Origin of the sequence: Clostridium collagenovorans DSM 3089, from assembly GCF_900130005.1 — a bacterium.
Taxonomy (GTDB): Bacteria; Bacillota; Clostridia; order Clostridiales; family Clostridiaceae; genus Clostridium_D; species Clostridium_D collagenovorans.
On the sequence record NZ_FQXP01000005.1, the window covers coordinates 68,702 to 89,977 of the forward strand.

A 21,276-nucleotide genomic window follows, 5' to 3' on the forward strand; every position below is an offset into this window, starting at 1 on the left:
AATATTCTCTTATTTTTTTATATTGTTTTAAATATTATATTTTTAATATTTAACTTCAGCCTATATTTTAAGTTTGTTTAAAATTATAAAAACACTTGGAATTTATTTTGGATATTATATATAAACCATAGTTTAAAATTAATTATTTGCACCTTCATTTAAAGCTAAGTTTACTTTTTAATTATGCAATTTTTAAATATGGATTCCATGTTATTAATAAGATTTTCTTTTTTCTTCATTCCTACCATGGTAGAAAATACTCCTTTAGTTTCTATTACATATCTCAGTAATTCATCCATTGTTCCTTTACCCTCTATATTTTCCATTTGATTTAAAGGTGCATTTATAATTATATTCAAGTCTAAGATTTTACACGCCTCTATCGCTGTATACATTTTTCCATTTATGCTCTGAGTCTTAATTGTATTTGCTGCATTATTCATTTTATTATAAGGAAGTTGTATAAATCTAAAGTTATGATTGTTTCCTGCTACCACTTTTACTATATCCATAACTTTTTCCAAGGATATATGCCACTGTGATTCGGAAGAGCATATAAAAGCTTCCCAAGTTGCCATACCATAATGTTTAATATTACCTTCTTCTACTTGACTCTCATAAAACTTTATAAGCTCAGTTAATTCTTCATAAAATCTTTTTTCACCTAGTACAAATCTAGAAATTTCAGGATCATGAATGTAATGAATATCTAAGGTTTTTAAATTCAAATTTTCTTTACTCTGTTCAATACATAATTTATAAAATTTAGGATTCATGGTATGCCTACGATTATCAATTATATTTACATCCTCTTTATTGAGAATATTACCTTTAAATAATTTATCATTTAAATAGTCCATAGGTCTTATGCCCTTTAGACAGTCTCCAAATATTTGACCACCCTTAGAAGATATTATAATCTCTTCTCGTTTTATTATCTTTTCTTCTACTATTAGCTTCTTTAGTACTTCCCCTATATCTCCCTCTGATCTCATTCCCCTATAATTAATAGCTGTATCTATAAAATTAATTCCCTTATTTAAACCATAACTGAAAGTCTCTTTATAGGCTTTAGAATCTTCATCTGAAAAATCACCTAAATTAGTTCCTATGGCGATCTTTGAGCAGTTAAAATACTCTCCATTTTCTATGCCTTCTCCTTCAAGACCTTTTTTTAGAAAATACTCTTTAGTACCATCAATAGTAGCATATCCACTTATAATCATAACCCTTCCCCCTTATAGCTTTAATACCATACGTAAATTATAGGTGCGAAACTCATAAAATACCAGACTATACTTTTGAAAATATTTACAGTATAATATAAGTATAAGGATACCTTATTTGAAAATAAGATATTTCAAAGTTAACTATATAAAATAAAAGGTAGAAAGCCTATTAAGCTTCTACCTTTTATTTTTATACTATTTAGTTAAACTTGCTATTCTTTCTAAAACAGCAGTATGCATTTCTTTATATTTTTCACCCTTTTGCTTTTCTTCTTCAACTACAGCTTCAGGTGCTTTACTTACAAATTTTTCATTGTTAAGCTTTTTCTCAACTCTATCTATTTCTTTTTCTAATTTTTCTTTTTCCTTACCTAATCTTTCAAGCTCTTTTTCTAAGTCTACTAAATCAAGTAATGGTACATAGATTTCAGCACCCTTTGTTATAACTGATACTGTATTCTCTGGAGCTTCATCCTTAGAATTTAGGAATTCTACTTCACTTGCTGAAGCTAATTTTTCAAAATAAGCTGTTCCACCTTTGAAGGCTTCTTTACCTTCTGTAGCAAAAATCATAAGTTTAGCTTTTCTTGAAGGTGGTACATTCATTTCTGCTCTTAAGTTTCTTAAAGACTTAATAGCTTCAATAATGAAGTTCATATTTTCTTCAACTTCTTCTGAATGTAATTCTTCCTTATATTCTGGCCATTTTGAAACTGTTATAGATTCATATGCACCTTCTAAGTGAGTATAAATTTCTTCTGTTATATATGGCATTATTGGGTGAAGTAATTGTAATGAAGTAGTTAAAACTGTATTTAATACATTGTATGCTACTCCTTTAGCTGCTTTATCTTCACTGAAGAATACTGGCTTAACAAGTTCTATATACCAATCACAGAACTCAGTCCAAATGAAGTCATAGATTTTTTGTGATGCTATACCTAATTCAAACTTCTCTATATTCTCTGTAACTTCCTTAACTACAGTATTCATTCTAGATAAAATCCATTTATCCGCTATTGAGTAGTTAGTGCTATCTTTATACTCTTCCATTAAATCCTTATCTAAATTCATCATAACAAATCTAGATGCATTCCAAATTTTATTAGCAAAGTTTCTAGCTGCTTCTACTCTTTCTTCATAGAATCTTATATCATTTCCTGGAGCGTTACCGTTAACAAGCATGAATCTTAAAGCATCTGCTCCATATTTATCAATTACCTCTAGTGGATCTACTCCATTACCTAGAGATTTAGACATTTTTAATCCATTACTATCTCTAATAATACCATGCATTAATACATGTTCAAATGGTGGTTTTTTCATGTTATGAATTCCTGAGAATATCATTCTAGCAACCCAGAAGAAAATAATATCGTATCCAGTTACTAAAACATTTGTTGGATAGAAATATTCTAAGTCCTCTGTTTTATTAGGCCAACCTAATGTTGAGAATGGCCATAATGCAGAACTGAACCAAGTATCTAATACATCACTATCTTGCTCTAAATTAGTAGAATTACACTTAGGACAATTTGTTGGTTCATCATTAGAAACTATTATCTCACCACAGTCTTTACAGTACCAAACTGGAATTCTGTGTCCCCACCATAATTGTCTTGAAATACACCAATCTTGAATGTTTTCCATCCAGTTATAATAAGTCTTTTCAAATCTTTCTGGAACAAACTTAGTTTCCTTATTTCTTACTGCTTCTATAGCTGGTTCTGCTAAAGACTCCATTTTTACATACCATTGTTTTGATATCATTGGTTCAACAACTGTGTTACATCTATCATGTGTACCAACATTATGGCTGTGTTCTTTAATTGCAACTAAGAAACCTTGTTCCTTTAAATCTTCTACTATAGCTTTTCTAGCTTCATATCTATCCATTCCTGAATACTTACCATATCCATTTACTATGCAGCCTTGCTTATCCATAACTAAGATTTGAGGTAAATCATGTCTCTTACCAACTTCATAGTCATTAGGATCATGAGCTGGAGTTATTTTTACTGCTCCTGTTCCAAATTCTAAATCAACGTACTCATCAGCAACAATTGGAATCTCTCTATTAACTAGAGGTAACATTAATTTCTGACCTATTAAATGACTATATCTTTCGTCATTTGGGTTAACTGCAACAGCTGTATCTCCAAGCATAGTTTCTGGTCTTGTTGTAGCAATTTCTAAGAATTCCTCTGAACCTACAACTGGATATTTTATATGCCAGAAATGTCCTGCTTTTTCTTCATGCTCTATCTCTGCATCTGAAAGTGCTGTCATACATTTTGGACACCAGTTAGTTATTCTATTTCCTTGATATATTAATCCCTCATTATATAACTTAACAAAAACCTCTTTAACTGCTTTATCTAAGTTATCATCCATAGTGAAACTCTCTCTTGTAAAGTCAGCTGAACATCCCATTTTTTTAAGTTGAGTTCTAATTCTATCTCTATATTGCTCAGTCCATTGCCATACTCTATCTAAGAAAGCTTCTCTTCCCATTTCTTTTTTATCTAAGCCTTCTTTTATTATTTCCTTTTCTACTCTAACCTCAGTAGCAATACTAGCATGGTCCTGTCCTGGTAACCATAATGTGCTATATCCTTGCATTCTCTTAGTTCTGATTAAAATATCTTGTAGAGTATTATCAAGTGCATGACCTAAGTGTAATTGTCCTGTGATATTTGGTGGCGGCATAACTATTGTAAATGGCTTCTTGCTCTTATCCACCTCTGGTGTAAAGTATCCTTTCTCTTCCCACCAAGCATATAATCTTTCTTCAAATTCCTTTGGATCATATGTCTTTGCAATATTATTCATTTCTTCCATAGTGTTTTCCTCCTTAATCTTTATTAACATAAACTGCTTTTAATCTATAACTTTAAGACATCGAAGTTATTTTACTTTAAAGTAAAAACTTCATTTAAATTATTTATAAACATAAAAAAGCGCTATCATCCTAATCAAAGGACGACAGCGCGCGTTACCACCTTTATTTTCTTGAAAATAAAAAAATAATTTCAAGAACTCTCAAATCTTTTAACGATACATACCGTTTCTAACTACTACTATTTCATTAGAAAAGCTCCAAAGCTACCTTCAAAATACTTTGTATAGAAGACCTCTCAGCCCATGAGTCTCCTTCTCTAAATACGCTATATTTTTACTCCTCTTTTTCTCAGCCTATAAACTATTAAATTAAAATTAATTCTATAAGATATATTTTATATATTATAGCTTATTAAGTTACTTTGTCAAGAGATGACTTTAAGAAAAAAATAAAAAAAGATATAAGATAATTTTTTATAATAAACTAATTATCTTATATCTATGATAAATCTAGTACTATGTTTACTAAATTATATGCTTATTTTAACTTTCTAAATCTGAAGCTATATAACTCTCTTCGTTAATATCCTCTATATCTTTTATTCCAATCCTTCCCTCTTCTATATCCTTATAGTTTAAGTTAAGATTTTCAATATTTTTATTCCCCTCAGAGTTATCTTTTAAATTCTTGTTAGCAATAGCTAACATTAACTTAATTCTATTAACTTGGTTTACTTCACTTGCTCCTGGGTCATAATCTATTGGTGCAATATTTATATCTTCATATCTTCTCTTTAATTCCTTAATTACACCCTTTCCAGTAACATGGTTAGGTAAACATGCAAAAGGTTGAATGCAAAGAATGTTTTTAACTCCACCTTCTATTAACTCTACCATTTCTCCTGTTAAGAACCATCCTTCTCCACATTGATTTCCAATTGAAAGTATAGGACTAGCTCCCTTTGCTAACTCTTGAATATGCTTTATTTCTCCAAACTTCTCTGAAGTAGCTAAAGCTTTTCTTACAGGGTTTCTATAAAATTCTATATATTTTATAGCAAGATTACTTGTTATCATATCTAGCCTTTTGCCTGACAAATACTTGAATTTAAAATCAGCATCATAGCTACAATATAAGAAGAAATCAGTTAAATCAGGAACTACTGCTTCAGCCCCTTCTCTTTCAATAACATCAATTAAATTATTATTAGCCGTTGGGTGAAACTTAACTAAAATCTCTCCAACAACTCCAACTCTTGGCTTAACAATATTTAATAATGGTAACTTATCAAAGTCTTTAACTATATCATATACAGCATTTTTAAATGCCTTATAATCTCCTTTAGTAACTATATCTTTGCTTCTTTCCATCCATAGATCATATAGTTTATTAGCAGATCCTTCTCTAGCTTCATATGGTCTAACTCTGTATAGGCATCTCATAATCAAATCACCTAATACTAAGGTCATTAGCATTCTATTAATTAACTTAAGAGTAATCTTAAATCCAGGGTTTGGTTCATAACCACAAGCATTTAAAGAAATTATCGGTATATTATTATACCCAGCATCTCTCAAAGCTTTCTTTAAAAATGCTATATAATTGGTTGCTCTACATCCTCCACCTGTTTGAGTTATCATAACTGAAGTATTATTCAAGTCATACCTTCCTGATTTTAAAGCATGTATTATTTGTCCAATTACTATAATTGAAGGATAACAAGCATCATTATGAACATACTTTAATCCATCTTCAACAGCCTCCTTATCTACAGAAGGTAACACTTCTAGGTTATATCCACATGGCTTCACTGCACTTTCTAAAAGCTCAAAATGTATAGGTGACATTTGTGGAGCTAATATAGTATGTGTTTGCTTCATATCCTTTGTAAATAAAACCCTATCCTTATTTATTTCCTTAACTTCAGCCTTATAGTTATTTCTTTCTCTTTCCTCTATTGCAGCTTTTAAGGAACGTATTCTTATTTTAGCAGCACCTAAATTACTTACTTCATCTATTTTTAATGTAGTATATATTTTACCTGCTGACTCCAAAATTTCTTGAACTTGATCTGTTGTTACAGCATCTAATCCACATCCAAAGGAGTTAAGTTGCACTAATTCAATATTAGATTGTTTAGCTACAAAACTAGCTGCTGCATATAATCTTGTATGATATACCCATTGGTCTACAGCTCTTATAGGTCTATCAATTTCTCCAAGCTGACATATAGAGTCCTCTGTTAAAACGGCTATTCCAAAACTATTAATCATTTCAGCTATACCATGGTTAATCTCGTTGTCTATATGATACGGTCTTCCAGCTAAAACAATAGCTTTTCCCCCTGTCTTATTAAGACTTTTAACAACCTCTTCACCCTTTTCTTTAATTTGGAATCTAAAGGCAATATCCTCATTCCATGCCATATCAACAGCTTCCTTAATCTCTTTATGAGATACACCATACTCTTCAAATACATCATATAGTCTAGAAGCAAGTTTATTTTTATCATGAAGTGCTAAGAAAGGATTTATAAACTTTATATTTCTCTCTCTTATAGCTTCAACATTATTTTTTATTACCTCTGGGTAAGAAGTTACCATAGGGCAATTATAATGATTAGTAGCCTCTTTATCCTCTACCTTCTCATAAAATACACAAGGATAAAAAATAGTATCAATTCCTCTATTTATCAAGTTCATTATATGCCCATGCGCAAGTTTAGCAGGATAACATGCTGATTCAGATGGTATTGTCTCTATACCCATCTCATAGACTTTCTTAGAAGACATAGCAGATAATTCAACTCTAAAGCCTAATTGAGTAAAGAATGTAAACCAAAATGGATAATTCTCATACATATTTAAGACTCTTGGAATTCCAATTACCCCTCTTTTAGCTTCTTCTTTTTTTAGTGGAATATAGCTAAAAAGTCTCTTCATTTTATAGTCGTAAAGGTTAGGTATCTTAGACTTATTTTTAGTCTTTCCTTCCCCTCTTTCACATCTATTTCCTGATACAAACTGTGCATTATCATTAAATTTATTAATAGTAAGCATACAATTATTAGCACATAACCCGCATCTTTTTATTTCAGTATTAATCTTCAAATTATTTAATTCTTCACTGTTAAATAATTTACTTTCATAATCATTAATATATCTTTCTCTTGCTATTAAAGCACAACCAAAGGCTCCCATAAGTCCTGCTATATCTGGTCTTACTACTTCTCTCTCTGATATAAGCTCAAAACTTCTAAGAACAGCATCATTGTAGAAGGTTCCCCCTTGAACTATAATCTTTTCACCCATTTCTTTTGGATCTCTTATTCTAATTACCTTGTTTAAAACATTCTTTATAACTGAATAAGATAATCCTGCTGATATATCTCCTACGGATGCCCCTTCCTTCTGAGCTTGTTTAACTCTTGAATTCATAAACACCGTGCATCTAGAACCTAAGTCTACTGGTGATTTAGAAATTAAGGCCTCTTCTACAAACTTACTTATAGGAACATCTAAGGACTTAGAAAAACTCTCTATAAAAGATCCACATCCTGATGAACAAGCTTCGTTTAACATTATACTATCTATTGTGCCATTTTTTATTTTTAAGCACTTCATATCTTGTCCACCAATATCTAAAATAAAATCTACTCCTGGCAAGAAAAACTCAGCTGCTTTATAGTGAGCTATTGTTTCTATCTCTCCTATATCTACATTAAGAGCAGCTTTAATTAAACCTTCTCCATAACCTGTAACTGCAGAATTAACTACTTTAACTTTACTAGGAATAATTGAATATATCTCCTTTAAAGTCTCCACTATTTTATTCAAAGGTTTACCTTCATTCCCACCATAATATGAGTATAAAAGCTCTCCTTCTTCTGATAAAAGTACTATTTTAGTAGTTGTAGAACCCGCATCAATACCTAAGTAAGCATTTCCCTCATAGGAATTTAAATCCCTACGTTTTATTTTGTTTTTGCTATGTCTTTCTTTAAACTTCTCAAATTCATCCTTGCTTTCAAATAAAGGATCCAATCTTGGAACCTCTTCAAAAGAAGTAACATCAACATTGCTTAATTTATCATATATGTCTTTTAAGCTTCTATCTTCACTCTCTACTGCACTTAATGCTGCACCCATTACAACAAAAAGTTGTGAATTCTCAGGAAAAATAACTTCATCCTGTGATAATTCTAATATCTCAATAAATCGCTTTCTAAGCTCTGATAAAAAATATAAAGGGCCTCCTAAAAAGGCCAATTTTCCTTTTATTGGTCTACCACATGCTAAACCACTTATAGTTTGATTTACAACTGAAGAGAATATTGATACTGCAATATCTTCTTTAGCAACTCCTTCGTTAAGTAATGGCTGAATATCACTTTTAGCAAAAACCCCACATCTAGCTGCTATAGGGTATATAGTCTTATAATTTTTAGCAAGTTCATTTAATCCTGAAGCATCAGTTTCTAGTAAAGTTGCCATCTGATCTATAAATGCACCTGTACCACCTGCACAAGTACCGTTCATTCTTTGCTCTATACCGTTTGTAAAATATGTTATTTTTGCATCTTCTCCACCTAATTCAATAGCCACATCTGTATTAGGTATAATTTCTTCAACGGCTTTAGTACATGCTATAACTTCTTGTATAAAATCTATCTCTAACCACTTAGATACAGATAATCCACCAGAACCTGTTACCATAGCCTTTACTTTTATATCTCCAAATTTATCATAAACTTCCTTAACTAATCCTTCTATTGTATTTTTTATTTGTGAAAAATGTCTTGTATATTTACTGTAGATTAAATTCCCTTCTTCATCCATTAGCACAAGCTTAACAGTGGTTGAACCTACATCTAAGCCTATATTCATAATCTTTTTCATAGTTTACTCCACTTCCCAATCTTATTGTATGTAATTTCAATAACACTACTATAGTTATTATAATTATAATGAAAATATGTCCTACAAGTCAATTATATTGTACATACTGTAACTTCTCTTAATTTTTTCTTATTTTTTTCTTAATTAATTATGTAAATTAAAGACTTAATTTGCACATATCTATAAATATATACTATTATATATCTTTTTTGTATCTTTTCAATTTATTTCAATATATTTTTTTAAATAACTAATTATTTTTTAACTTTATTCCTTTTTTATGAATATAAGGAATTTAAATTAGAAACTTAAAATAAAAATGTATAAATTATAGTTTCATGGATAAAATTACTACTATATAGATAAATATAAATTTATTGATGCTTTGGAGGATTTTATGAATTATTTTCAACAAGCAAACGACTTATATAATGCAAAGGAATATAAAAAAGCTATTTCTATGTATGAAAAAGCTTTAGAATTAAATGAGCATGAAGCTAGTTCTTTATATAACACAGCTGTATGCCATATTAAATTAAAAAATTTTACAGAAGCTATAAACAAACTAGTTTCAGCCTTAAGGCAAAGAGAGGACAGTAAGTATTTTTTTAACTTAGCTTATTGCCACGTAATGTTAAATGACAATCAAAAGGCTTTAATCTATTTTAATAAAGCTTGGGCATTAAACCCTGATGATAATGATTGTGAAAAAGCTATAGGCTTAATTTTAAAAAATTATATACATAAAGCATAATTAATAATTAAAAGGACATACTAAGTTATATTCTTATAAACAATACTTTTAAACACCTTGTCCCAATGTAAATACCTCTCAAACTAAACTAAAATAAAATCACCTACTTGCCATAGGTGATTTTATTTTTACCATTCTCCAGCTACTTTTCCCTCTTTATGATCTATTTTAAATCTTAAATTATTAAAATAGTTTCCACTTAATCCAAAGGTGCAATCTACATCAATCCAATTATCAATTTCCTTAATATAAACTTGATTCCAAGAATGATTAACCCATTGTTCCCCATCAAACCCCATACCAGTAATTAATCTCACAGGTATATTATTAGCTTTGCACATAGTTACGTATAAAGATGCATAATCAAAACATATGCCCTTTCTACTATTAAAAGCTGTAATTGCTCCTGAATTCTTAGAGTAATTGTTATTTATAATATCTTCTGCCTTATCATAATCATAGGTTATATTCTTAGTTATCCAAGAATAAATTTTCTCTGCTTTATCTATACTTGTTACTTCTTTATTAACTAATTCTCTTGCAAAACTTTCTAAACTTTCATTACTTTTTATAGCTTGATCTAAAGTCACACCATTATAATATATTATTACATTTTTACTTTCTTCAATATTGCCATTGTTCTTAGCTAAGCTTTCATCTACATTAACCTTAAATGAATTATTTAAAAGATTAGGAAGACTTTTAGCTATGTTTGAAGTTGTTATAGGTGATAAAATTTCACCATTCACATAATTATATATCTTTGATTTACTTATATAATCATTGCTTATCGAAGATGTTGTAAATAAATTAATAGCACTAATAATTAAACAACACACTATTAAATTTACTATTGCCTTAGGTATTTCAAAAATAGCACCTAATACTCTTCCTCCAATTCCTTCTCCAATATGTTTATCTAGAGATTCTAAAAGTGGATCAAAGAATATCTTGTTTATAAATACAAAAGTTATTTGAAATACTTTATATAAGAATAAAGCTACTGTTGGTATAAAAATAACATATATTATAAAGGGAGCATTATTTACTAATTCCAAAATAACATTAGGAATATTTGAGTATATAGTTGAATAAATGCCCTCCTTTTGCTCTATGAAAATATTTTTATTTACCATTACAGAACAAAGGATGCATAATAAAAAGCTCAAACTACATTGCACACTAAAAACTCTTTCTTTATAACTTTTAGATGAAAATTTACATATGAATCCTTTTAGAATAGGAAATACCATTAGACATACCAAGAATACATCTAGTATATTTTCATAGTTCATTTGCTTACCTCCATAAGTTTAAAACAAATCACTTTAATTCATTATTTCTCTTAATGCACTTTTTATTTCTTCGTAAGAGTACCCTCTTCTCAATAAAAAGTCATGTAGCTTTTTATAAATCTTTTGTTTATTATCTTCAGATTTTTTTATGATTTCATATCTCTTAGAAGCTACTTCCAATATCTCATTTTTATCTTCTTTTTCTTCTTCTAATTCTCTACAAAACATTGAACTATTTTCTTCAAGAATTTCATTTACAATTCTTGATACAACATCAAAATCATAACCTTTTCTAATTAAAAAATCATATAATTTCTTTTGAAGCTTTATTTTATTTCCTTCACTTTTCAAAAGCACCTTAAATCTCTTTTCACATAGAAATTTAGCTCTTTCTTCCTCTATGCCATAAGATAATTTATCAAAGGCATTGCGTATATACTCTTCTTTAATTCCTTTTCTTAAAAGTTCTTGCTTTATTCTACTTTTACCACAATTAATTACTTTCGTATTAGTATACATCTTTGCATAATTCTCATCATTTACAAAACCATATTCTATAAGAAACATCATTATTCTAGCAATAGTTTTTTCATCATATTCAAAGCTCTGTAGCTTATCAAATACTTCCTTTTCTGTCTTATATCCACGCTCTAAATATTTAAGTGCTCTACTCTTGCCCTTAATATAATTATCTTCTTCAACTATCTTACCTATCTCTTCTAATTCTATTGCTTTTCCCTTAACTAGATTATGAATGTATACTAATTCAGAACTACATGCAAATAAAAATTCATTATTTACAAAGATATTAACACGCTCTGAATTTCTCTTTTGAATTTCTATCTTTGTTATAATATTTTTCATATTTACTCACTCTTTTCTGACTTTAATATGTGAACAGTAGGATTATTAAGAACCTTATTAGCTATACTATAAATATGTCCACTTTCCATATTTTCTATACTTTTCATATCACTGTAAAATTCATATATATGCTCATCATCCAATCTCTGACATAAAACATAATGACATAAGTCACTAACATCCTCTAAAGTAGAAGCTAAGGCTGTTTTAAATACCTTTTTCATTAAATCTAAAGTATTTTCATTAAATATTATTTTTTCTTTTTTGATATCATCTATAGCCTTATTTATTACTTCAATTGCTTCTTCAACATTTTCTTCATCTACTGCTGTGTATATGTATAATGTCTTTACATTGTTAGAGCAATCAATATTACTATAGACATCATAAGCTAGTCCTCTTTTTTCTCTTAGTTCTCTAAATAAAATAGAGTTAGCGCTATCTCCTAACTTATGATTAAGAATTCTTAATACTAATTCTTCATATTTACTTAAACCATGAAAAGTATATAAATACATAATTGTATTTTGTTCAATATCTTTTTTGTAACTTATATGGGTAGCACATTTATTATCTTCAACTATTATTGGCTTTTTATATAACTCTTTTTTTTGCCAATCTAAGAAGTACTTTTCAACCACTTCTTTAACTTCATCATGTTCGTAACTAGATGCTACAGATATAATACAATTATTAGGTACATAATACTTATTATAGTATTTTAATAAATCCTCTCTTCTAAAGGATTTTAAATTCTTTTCATCTCCTAAAACTTCATATCTAATAGGACTTTTATCAAAGGCTAACTTATTAATCTTTCTAAAACTTAAATCTTCTATATCATCTTTACTAGTTTTTAATTCTGATAAAATAACTCCTCTTTCCTTTTCTAATTCTTCCTCTGGAAAGTTAGAATTAATTATCATATCTGATAAAATCTCTAAAGACTCTGGAAGTTCTTCCCCTAATGCAACCATACTATACACTGTACTTATATAGTCAGTATATGCATTACACTCTCCCCCTAAATTCTCTATATCTTCATTTAAACTCTCATTGTTTCTTGTTTCAGTGCCCTTAAAAAGCATATGTTCAATAAAATGAGATATTCCTTTCTCGTGTTTTTCCTCATTAAGAGATCCTACTTCAATTGCAGCGTATATAGTCATAAGTTGAGTATCCTTCTTTACCGTTACTAACCTTATGCCATTGTCTAATACACTCTCTTTTGCATCAAAAAAGCTTTCCTTCATTAAATTATCTCCTCTATATAAATGTATATCTTAATTATTCTACTTTTATAACTATACTAATAAATCCTTAGCTCACTTTAATAAATATAATTCTTACATTTCTATTTTATAATTATAAAATATCCTACTTTAACTTTTATCATAAAAACCATAATTATAATCTTATCTTATTTAGAACTATAAAAGTACCTAATCATTTATTCTAAGAATTTCTTAATTATATAGCTATTAAAATCATTATGCACTATAATATCATACTTTCATTAACTATACACTAAAATTAAATTTCCATTAACTTTGCTTTCTTAAACTATTTTAACAAATTTTTACTTTCATTTATAGAGTATATTTTAAAATATAAAAAGGACTGTCACAAAAATAATTTTAACATCAATACAGGCGTAAGGTTATTCTTATTAAATAACACTATATTGTGCTTATATACTTTGTTTTCAGTCCTACATATATTTATTTAAATTTCAACTTTACCTTTTTCTTTTTAAACTTATACTCTTCCCTTCTTACAAATTCAAAGAACTCATATGGATCAGGATTTTCAGCATCTACCTTGCCCTTTTCTGCTCTAATAAGCTCCCAATTTTCTGACTCGTACTTAGGAAAATAAGTATCTCCCTCATAATCCTTATATATTTTTGTTATATATAATTTACTAGCATGTGGTAAGAACTCATTAAAGATCTCACCTCCACCTATTACAAAGTTTTCAAATTCATCTTCTATATATGGATAAATTTCCTCTAGGCTGTGAACCACTTTAACACTCTTGTTCTTTACTTTATAGTTCTTATCTCTTGTTAATACTATATGATATCTATTAGGTAATACTTGTGGTAAAGATTCAAAGGTTTTTCTTCCCATAATTATTATTTTATAAGAAGTTATTTCTTTAAATTTTCTCAAATCCTCTGGTAAGTTCCATAATAATTTATTGTTTTTTCCTATAACAGAATTATTAGCAACTGCAGCTATAATACTTATCATAATTTATACTTGTTGATTATAAAAAAATCAACAAATACCTCCTTTCGTTTTTTACAAATATACTTTATATATTTTATTCCATTTATTTTAAAATGTTTTATTCTAAATTATATTTTCTTATAAATTTGCTATTTTCAAGTAAAAATAACACCCTTTTATTATACTATTTTATTTTATAGCTTCAACTAATATTTAATTATATATATATTGATTTTCTGCATTTACGTTACTTAATTTTTTTATATTATTTACTATTACCCTAGGACTCAAGTTTCCTAATTCGTCTTTATAGTAATCAACCTCACCTATAATTTCTACCCATTGATCCTCTTTAATATTAAAATCTTTATTACTTTCACATAAAAACCCTATAAATTGAGAATCTGCAGCACAACAGCTTACTAACATTCTTCCTAATATAAATTCATCTTTTTTCATAGAATTATCTCTATATACAATTCCTCTTAATTTTAAAGTTTCACCTTGTAAAGTTACATCTGTATAAGTTTTATTTAAGGTTTCTAAAAACTCATGGGATTCACCTTCCTTTTCCCCATGACTGTGCTCATGAGAGTTATGTTCTTCACTACTTTGTTGTAAAACAAACTCTTTATTACTACTGTGAATATCTATTAATCTACTGTTTATAAAGCTATTACTTACCCCCTGTGGTTTTACTATATAAGCAAAAAATAATATTATAAAAAAGAATAAAAATCCAAAGTATGATTCTCTTCTTTTACTTTTTTCTGTAAATAAAGTAGCTTGAAATATACATAGTATATACAAGATTACACTAGCAATAAACACATATTTAAACATCTTAGGGTGAATAAATAGATGTAATTTATCATTTAAAATCAACATTAAAAAGTATGTTCCCAAAAGAAACATAACAATAAACCATAGAATATTTTTGTAATTTAGTTTTGCTTTTTTCACACCCTCTCACCTACCCTAAAATTATATTTGCAAAGCAAGACATTATGAAGCAAACTGCAAATATTAAAAATATAAGTACTGCGCTGAATTTCTTCTTAAAGCCTCCAAAAAGCATTATTGAATTTTTTATATCTATCATTGGTCCTAAAATTAAAAATCCTATTACAGAACCTTTTGTAAAGCTATTAATAAAGGTCTTAGCTATAAAAGCATCAGTTTCTGAGCAAACTGATAATATAAAGGCTATAAATAACATTAATATTATTGAAGAAACATTTTCTCCTCCAATTGACATTAAATAGCTTCTAGGTACAAAGCATTGTAATGCAGCTGATAATAAAGCTCCTATTGTAAATAATGATCCAACCTCATAAAACTCTAAGCTTAAATGATATAACACCTCTTTTATAACACTTAAAATACTTTTTCTTTTTCTTTTCACCTTATGTATAGTAACTACTGAATTATTTAAAGATTTTATCTTTACACCTTGTTTTTGAGTTTTATTTTGAAGTTCTCTGTGATAAGTACAATTACAAGTTGCTTCCTTAACTAAAGAATCCTTTAAAGGGTTTCCCTTATATAGTTGTTCTATTAAAATTCCAATTATAATAGCTGATATTACACCAAATCCTATTCTTCCTATTACCATATAAGGCTTATCAATAAAAGCATAATAAGTTGACATTATACATACTGGATTCATAATAGGCACTGATAACATAAAGGTAATAGCAAGACTCACGGGAAGTCCCTTTTTCATTAACCTTCTTGTTATTGGTATTATTGCACATTCACATATTGGAAATATTACTCCCATAGTGGCAGCACAAATCAAACCTAAAAACCTATTTTTAGGTAAAACCTTGCTAATTGTTTCTCCTGATATGAATACTTGAATTAACGATGATACAAAGGTTCCTAATAATATAAAAGGAAAACCCTCTAAAATAATGCTTAAAAATATGGTTCCAAAACTATTCATTTTTCTATCTCCAAAATTACTTTATTTAATTTTATGGATACCCTTTATAAAAAAGAACCTAAAACAAGAAAATACCTATAAAGTTTCTTCACAAAACTTTATAGGTATCATAAATAGTTTATTTATGTAATATATGTACTATTTTTATTTTCAATGTATTATTCTTAGTTATAATAAATATATAAATTCTAATTAATGTTATACATTTTTTATATAAACTTTAATCAATATTCTAAAGTTATATTAATGGCTGAATTTATTATATAATGAAACTCATATTTGAAAAAAATGAGGATTCTTTATTAGAATATATATACTTATATTCTTTTAATCTTAAATTAGTATTTAAATCACATATTCTTTTTATATTTTAGTATATGATTAACACTTTATTCTACTAAACTTAGTTAAATTAACTTGCATTTTAAATTATCTTTACTCTATAGATTAGTTAAATCCTTAATGACCTCTGAAGCAATTATCATACCTGCAACTGGCGGAACAAAAGATACACTACCTGGAGTTTGTCTCTTCGGTTTCATTGTACTTGTTGCATCCATAATTTCTCCATTATGTTCCTCTTCTTCATTATGTACAATAGGCTTTCTTGGTAATTCTTCAGAAAATAACACTTTAACCTTCTTAATTCCTCTCTTCTTAAGCTCAATTCTCATAACCTTAGCTAAAGGACAAATACTAGTTTTTGATATATCAGTTATTTTAAACTTAGTAGGATCTATCTTATTCCCTGTACCCATAGAACTTATAACCATTATATCCTTGCTCTTACAATACTCTATAATAGCAAGCTTTGATGTAACCGTGTCTATTGCATCAACTACATAATCTACATCCTCTGTTATGATTTCACTTAAGTTATCCTTAGTTGCAAAAACAATATGAGTTGTAACATTACACTTTGGATTAATACTAAGTATTCTTTCTTTCATAAGCTCAGCTTTATCTTTACCTACCGTATCAATAGTAGCATGAATTTGTCTATTTAAATTGCTTACACTTACACAATCCGCATCAACTAAAACTAAATTCCCTACCCCACTTCTACAAAGAGCTTCCACTACAAAGCTACCTACTCCACCTATTCCAAACACTACAACTTTACTATTAATTAAAGTCTTTACTCCATTTCTCCCAAGTACTAACTCTGTTCTTGTATACATTGTTTCTTGCATTTTTACACCTCTAGTTTTTAAAGTTATAAAGGGGTAATTATTTAAATAAGTAATTACCCCTTGGCTTATATTCCTATAAAAGTATTCCTTTTTCCTTAGACTTTTCAGTTAACTCATTAATTTTAGAAATACTTTCATCTCTTACACGTCTATTTTCTTCTTCTATTGCTCTAGTTTCATCTATGCCTTCCATGATAGTTTGCCATGTTTTTTCTAAAGTATCCAATTTAATTGAAGTGCCTGTAGATAAACGAGCAATATCAATGCTTTGATTTTTTATAGTCTCTGCATTTTTAAGCAATAATTCATTAGTTGTCTTATCAAGTTCTGATAAAGAACTTGATATTAAGCTTTGTCTCTTTAAGGCAATAGCTTGAAGTATACCATTTTTAAATACTGGTATAGTAATTATAAATGCTGAATGTATCTTACCTATAAGTTTATAGTTAGACTGTTGTATAATTCTAATTTGAGGTGCTGTTTGTAAAGATACCATCTTAGCTAACTCTAAATCATAGATCTTATTTTTTAATAACTCTAATCCCTCTTCAACCTTTTGAACCTTTAGCATTTCCATTTCATCTTGAGAAGACTCAGCCTTTGCTCTTAACTCTGGAAGTTCAACTTTTTCTATTCTTTCTACATACATATTACCTGCAGAAACGTATTTTTGAAGTTCTTTATAATATTGAGCATTTTTATTATACATTTCTTCTAACATAACGTTAGCATCATTAATATCTAATTTATAGTTTTGAAGCTCAACATAAATTTGGTCGATTTCTCCACCCATAGTTTTATATTTACCCATCATTTTATCTATATTATTTGTAGTTTTCTTAAAAATTCTTTCAAAGAAACCAGGTTTTTCATCTTCAAAGTCTTTTTTATCAAACTTATTCATGATGCTAGTTAAATTTTTTATCATCATGCTAGAACCTTCGATAGAACTAGACTTCATGCTACGAAGTATGCCATCAGCAAATTTTGATATTTCTTCTGCTGGACCGTTACCATATGACATAATAGATTGAGCATCCTTTAAATCAATCTTAGATACTAATTGTTTTAACTCAGGAGATACAGCAACCTCTTTTTCAATTTCTTGCTTTTTAACTTGTATATCTTCTTCCGATATAACTAAAATTTCTTTTTCTAAATTATTATTTTCCATAACCAATAGACCCTAAGGTCTTCCCCCTTTCTATTCACCAAATATTTTTTGAATGAAACTTTTTTTCTTTTTAAACTTTCTATATGCCAAATTAAATCTCATCTTTTCTAAATTATGAACATCATATACATTATCAAAGGTATATCTTTCTACATCACTATATCCTGAAGGATTAAATATAAATATATCTACCCCTAGCTTATTAAGGAATGCTAATAAAACACAATCCTCAAAGGATAAGTTTCCATTTTGTTCATTATTATAAATTACAACCTTAGGTACTTTTTGAGGATAGTCAAAGGCCTGCAATAACTCCATAAATTGATTTTCTAAATTTATTAACACAGAAAATATCTCTACTGCAAAATCCCTAAACTCATCATTATTAATATTTTTAATAACAGGACTTAAGCACATTTCCTTGATAGCTAATGCTATAGAGTACTGTAATCCTAATCTTAACTCCCCATATTTCCACCAAGAAGAATTTATTAGCTTTTTAACATCGAATTCTCTTGCACTATTTTTAGGGTATACCTCTCCGAATTTACTATATTCAAGATGTGTATAATCTATAATAGGTAGTTTATTATAAAACTTAGTATTCTCTTGTTTTAAAATTTTACTTATATCTTCCCAATATTTCTCTACATCTTCATGGGTTCCCCTTATTTTTGCAAATATATTAGGTACTACTACCTTTCCCTTTGATGCTACCCAACCATCTCTTAAATAAGCTTCTTCAGTTCCCCAAATAAAAAGCTCCTCATAGGTTGTCTTTAATGTAATAGAACTAAGTTCATATTCACTAAGCTGCCATGGCTTATAAAATAAAGACTCCTCTGAATGTAGAACTTTCTTTAAATCTTCACGAGCATTATAAGCAGTAGTTTCTTTTCTATCTGCCATTGCTATTGGAAATGGTGGAATATCAACTTTTTTACTATAACAAACTTCCTTTGAAAAGGCACTAACCTTATCTACAGATTTAAATACCTCACCATCATGTGAGTTAAAATATAAAACGTCGCAGCCTAAAGTAGCTAGCAAAGTTAAAAACAAACATTCTTCTTCTGTTATGGCACCATAAAATAAGATCTTAGGATTTGTGTCTCTGTATTCAAATTGCTTAAATAAATCATAAAGATAAAGGTTAATCCAAGATACTATAAACCCAATTATCTTCTTCAATTTATCCTTTTCTACATCTCTATTATTAAAATAATAATAGTCCATAAGTCCCTTGAAATTATTTTTTATTTGTCTATTTAAAGTTCTATTAGGAAAACTAGGCAGTATACCATTGCTCTCCATTAAATCCATTATTAAAGTTGTGTCTAAAAAGTTATCTATATTAACTTGATTCCACACCTTATTCAATTGTTCATTTATATTAAAGGCTATATTCCTTTCAAATCCATTTGTAATCTTTAAGTACAAATCAGCATAACATCTAAGTTCTAAATCTATCTTAGAAATATGCTCGAAGTATTCCTCTTCTTTTTCCATAACTCCAATAAATCTATAAAAATATCTAGGAATGTAGATTATGCTGGAGTTCTCCTTAAATCCTTTTCTTGCCCTAACAGGTAATTTTACATTAGATAAAATTTCATTCTCTATCTCAGCATTTATTTCTGCTATTTCTAAATTATTTAAACTCCATTTTTCCACTGTTAATACTCACCCTTCTTATGAATAATATTAAGTTGATTTATTATAACATATATTTATATTATAGTTTTACTTTTGTCATGAAATTTAAAATAAATTTTATTTTTGCATAACTAAAAAATTCCTTCTATAATATTACTTAAATTTTTTTTATTTTATGCATAAATAAGGATAGAAATAAAATCTTGGTTCTAAGATTGAACCAAGATTTTACACTTAAATTTTATTCTAATTTTTTGCATCCTTTAATACATCTGCTATTGCTGCAATACTTCCTAAACCTGATAAAGTTTCATTTGGAAGTATAAGTTTATTAGCAGGGTTCTTAGCCATTTCTTTAAGAGCTTCAACTTGTTTTAAAGCAATTACTACTTCATTAGTTCCTGACTCTATAATTGATTTATTGATTTTTTCAATTGCTTGTGATTCAGCCTCTGCAATAGCAGAAATAGCCTTTGCTTTACCTTCTGCTTCTAGAAGTTGAGATTCTTTTAAACCTTCTGCTCTTCTAATATTAGCTTCTTTTTCTGCTTCTGCTGTAAGTATCTTAGATTGTTTTACCCCTTCAGCTTTAGCTATTTCACTTTGTTTTAAACCTTCTGCTTGAAGGATAATTGCTCTCTTATCTCTTTCAGCTTTCATTTGTTTTTCCATAGCCTCTTGGATTTCACGAGGTGGAATAATATTTTTTATTTCAACTGAAAGGATCTTTATTCCATAAGCATCTGTTATCTCATCTATAATAGTTAAAAGTTTTGAGTTGATTCTATCTCTTCCTGATAAGACTTCGTCTAATGTCATTTCACCAACAATATTTCTCATATTTGTAATTGTAGAATATACAATACCTGATCTAAAGTTTTCAATATTATAAATTGAGTCCTTAGCACTAACAACTTTATAGAATATTACATTATCAATTTCTATATTTACGTTGTCCTTAGTAATAACTGTTTGAGGTTCAATATCTAATATTTGTTGTTTTGTTGAAACCTTTTTTCTAACAAAGTCAGCAAATGGAATAGTAAAGTGCCAACCTGGTTCTAAAATTCTGTGAAACTGACCAAATCTTTCTACAAGATAAACATATCCTGTATTTACAACTTTGATTGATGATAATACTGCAATAAGAATTACTACAGCAATAATAATAAATATCATTATAAATTCC

Annotated in this window: 14 protein-coding genes and 1 other annotated feature; of the genes, 1 reads left to right on the forward strand and 13 read right to left on the reverse strand. The window is 28.3% G+C overall.

The genetic code is table 11. The annotated features are described in order from the left end of the window. Window positions 1-170 precede the first annotated feature (170 nt). The 3 genes from BUA48_RS06635 to BUA48_RS06645 form a co-directional block, all read right to left on the reverse strand. Window positions 171-1,226 (reverse strand): aldo/keto reductase, encoded by a 1,056-nt coding sequence (locus BUA48_RS06635; RefSeq protein WP_072831277.1) that lies wholly within the window; start codon window positions 1,224-1,226, stop codon window positions 171-173. A gap of 198 nt (window positions 1,227-1,424) precedes the next feature. Further along, the gene (locus BUA48_RS06640) at window positions 1,425-4,070 is read right to left on the reverse strand and encodes a valine--tRNA ligase (protein ID WP_072831278.1); all 2,646 of its coding nucleotides are present in this window, start codon (window positions 4,068-4,070) and stop codon (window positions 1,425-1,427) included. Window positions 4,071-4,204: 134 nt separating this feature from the next. Next, window positions 4,205-4,430 (reverse strand) — a binding site (T-box leader). A gap of 183 nt (window positions 4,431-4,613) precedes the next feature. Beyond that, a complete protein-coding gene (locus tag BUA48_RS06645; protein ID WP_072831279.1) occupies window positions 4,614-8,969 on the reverse strand; it encodes a 2-hydroxyacyl-CoA dehydratase in 4,356 nt (1,451 codons plus the stop codon). Window positions 8,970-9,366: 397 nt separating this feature from the next. On the opposite strand from BUA48_RS06645, the gene BUA48_RS06650 reads away from it, so the two are divergent. After that, window positions 9,367-9,723, forward strand: coding sequence for a tetratricopeptide repeat protein (locus BUA48_RS06650; RefSeq protein ID WP_072831280.1), 357 nt, complete (start codon window positions 9,367-9,369; stop codon window positions 9,721-9,723). 128 nt (window positions 9,724-9,851) lie between these two features. Here BUA48_RS06650 and BUA48_RS06655 read toward each other — a convergent pair whose 3' ends face one another. The 10 genes from BUA48_RS06655 to BUA48_RS06700 form a co-directional block, all read right to left on the reverse strand. Then, on the reverse strand, window positions 9,852-11,018 hold the full coding sequence (locus BUA48_RS06655) for a transglutaminase-like domain-containing protein (RefSeq protein ID WP_072831281.1): 1,167 nt from the start codon (window positions 11,016-11,018) through the stop codon (window positions 9,852-9,854). 33 nt (window positions 11,019-11,051) lie between these two features. After that, complete coding sequence (gene recX / locus BUA48_RS06660) at window positions 11,052-11,882, reverse strand: recombination regulator RecX (protein WP_072831282.1); 831 nt, start codon at window positions 11,880-11,882, stop codon at window positions 11,052-11,054. A 2-nt stretch (window positions 11,883-11,884) separates the two neighbouring features. Continuing rightward, on the reverse strand, window positions 11,885-13,135 hold the full coding sequence (locus tag BUA48_RS06665) for a M16 family metallopeptidase (RefSeq protein WP_072831283.1): 1,251 nt from the start codon (window positions 13,133-13,135) through the stop codon (window positions 11,885-11,887). Between the two features lie 468 nt (window positions 13,136-13,603). After that, on the reverse strand, window positions 13,604-14,137 hold the full coding sequence (locus tag BUA48_RS06670; protein WP_084666127.1) for a dihydrofolate reductase: 534 nt from the start codon (window positions 14,135-14,137) through the stop codon (window positions 13,604-13,606). A gap of 192 nt (window positions 14,138-14,329) precedes the next feature. Then, entirely contained in the window at window positions 14,330-15,079 is a 750-nt protein-coding gene (locus tag BUA48_RS06675; protein ID WP_072831285.1) for a TIGR03943 family putative permease subunit, read from the reverse strand. A 10-nt stretch (window positions 15,080-15,089) separates the two neighbouring features. Then, window positions 15,090-16,064 (reverse strand): permease, encoded by a 975-nt coding sequence (locus tag BUA48_RS06680; RefSeq protein WP_072831286.1) that lies wholly within the window; start codon window positions 16,062-16,064, stop codon window positions 15,090-15,092. Between the two features lie 440 nt (window positions 16,065-16,504). Beyond that, entirely contained in the window at window positions 16,505-17,257 is a 753-nt protein-coding gene (locus BUA48_RS06685; RefSeq protein WP_072831287.1) for a tRNA threonylcarbamoyladenosine dehydratase, read from the reverse strand. Window positions 17,258-17,330: 73 nt separating this feature from the next. Then, window positions 17,331-18,431: a toxic anion resistance protein gene (locus BUA48_RS06690; RefSeq protein WP_072831288.1), complete on the reverse strand. Its 1,101-nt coding sequence runs from the start codon at window positions 18,429-18,431 to the stop codon at window positions 17,331-17,333. A gap of 30 nt (window positions 18,432-18,461) precedes the next feature. Continuing rightward, a complete protein-coding gene (locus BUA48_RS06695) occupies window positions 18,462-20,105 on the reverse strand; it encodes a YceG family protein (protein ID WP_072831289.1) in 1,644 nt (547 codons plus the stop codon). A 228-nt stretch (window positions 20,106-20,333) separates the two neighbouring features. After that, the gene (locus BUA48_RS06700) at window positions 20,334-21,266 is read right to left on the reverse strand and encodes an SPFH domain-containing protein (protein WP_072831290.1); all 933 of its coding nucleotides are present in this window, start codon (window positions 21,264-21,266) and stop codon (window positions 20,334-20,336) included. Between the last annotated feature and the right edge of the window lie 10 nt (window positions 21,267-21,276).

Bases quoted from the DNA above. Each gene is read 5' to 3' on its own strand.
- BUA48_RS06635 (WP_072831277.1), bottom strand. From the start codon at position 1,226: ATGATTATAAGTGGATATGCTACTATTGATGGTACTAAAGAGTATTTT.
- BUA48_RS06640 (WP_072831278.1), bottom strand. From the start codon at position 4,070: ATGGAAGAAATGAATAATATTGCAAAGACATATGATCCAAAGGAATTT.
- BUA48_RS06645 (WP_072831279.1), bottom strand. From the start codon at position 8,969: ATGAAAAAGATTATGAATATAGGCTTAGATGTAGGTTCAACCACTGTT.
- BUA48_RS06650 (WP_072831280.1), top strand. From the start codon at position 9,367: ATGAATTATTTTCAACAAGCAAACGACTTATATAATGCAAAGGAATAT.
- BUA48_RS06655 (WP_072831281.1), bottom strand. From the start codon at position 11,018: ATGAACTATGAAAATATACTAGATGTATTCTTGGTATGTCTAATGGTA.
- recX (WP_072831282.1), bottom strand. From the start codon at position 11,882: ATGAAAAATATTATAACAAAGATAGAAATTCAAAAGAGAAATTCAGAG.
- BUA48_RS06665 (WP_072831283.1), bottom strand. From the start codon at position 13,135: ATGAAGGAAAGCTTTTTTGATGCAAAAGAGAGTGTATTAGACAATGGC.
- BUA48_RS06670 (WP_084666127.1), bottom strand. From the start codon at position 14,137: ATGATAAGTATTATAGCTGCAGTTGCTAATAATTCTGTTATAGGAAAA.
- BUA48_RS06680 (WP_072831286.1), bottom strand. From the start codon at position 16,064: ATGAATAGTTTTGGAACCATATTTTTAAGCATTATTTTAGAGGGTTTT.
- BUA48_RS06685 (WP_072831287.1), bottom strand. From the start codon at position 17,257: ATGCAAGAAACAATGTATACAAGAACAGAGTTAGTACTTGGGAGAAAT.
- BUA48_RS06690 (WP_072831288.1), bottom strand. From the start codon at position 18,431: ATGGAAAATAATAATTTAGAAAAAGAAATTTTAGTTATATCGGAAGAA.
- BUA48_RS06700 (WP_072831290.1), bottom strand. From the start codon at position 21,266: ATGATATTTATTATTATTGCTGTAGTAATTCTTATTGCAGTATTATCA.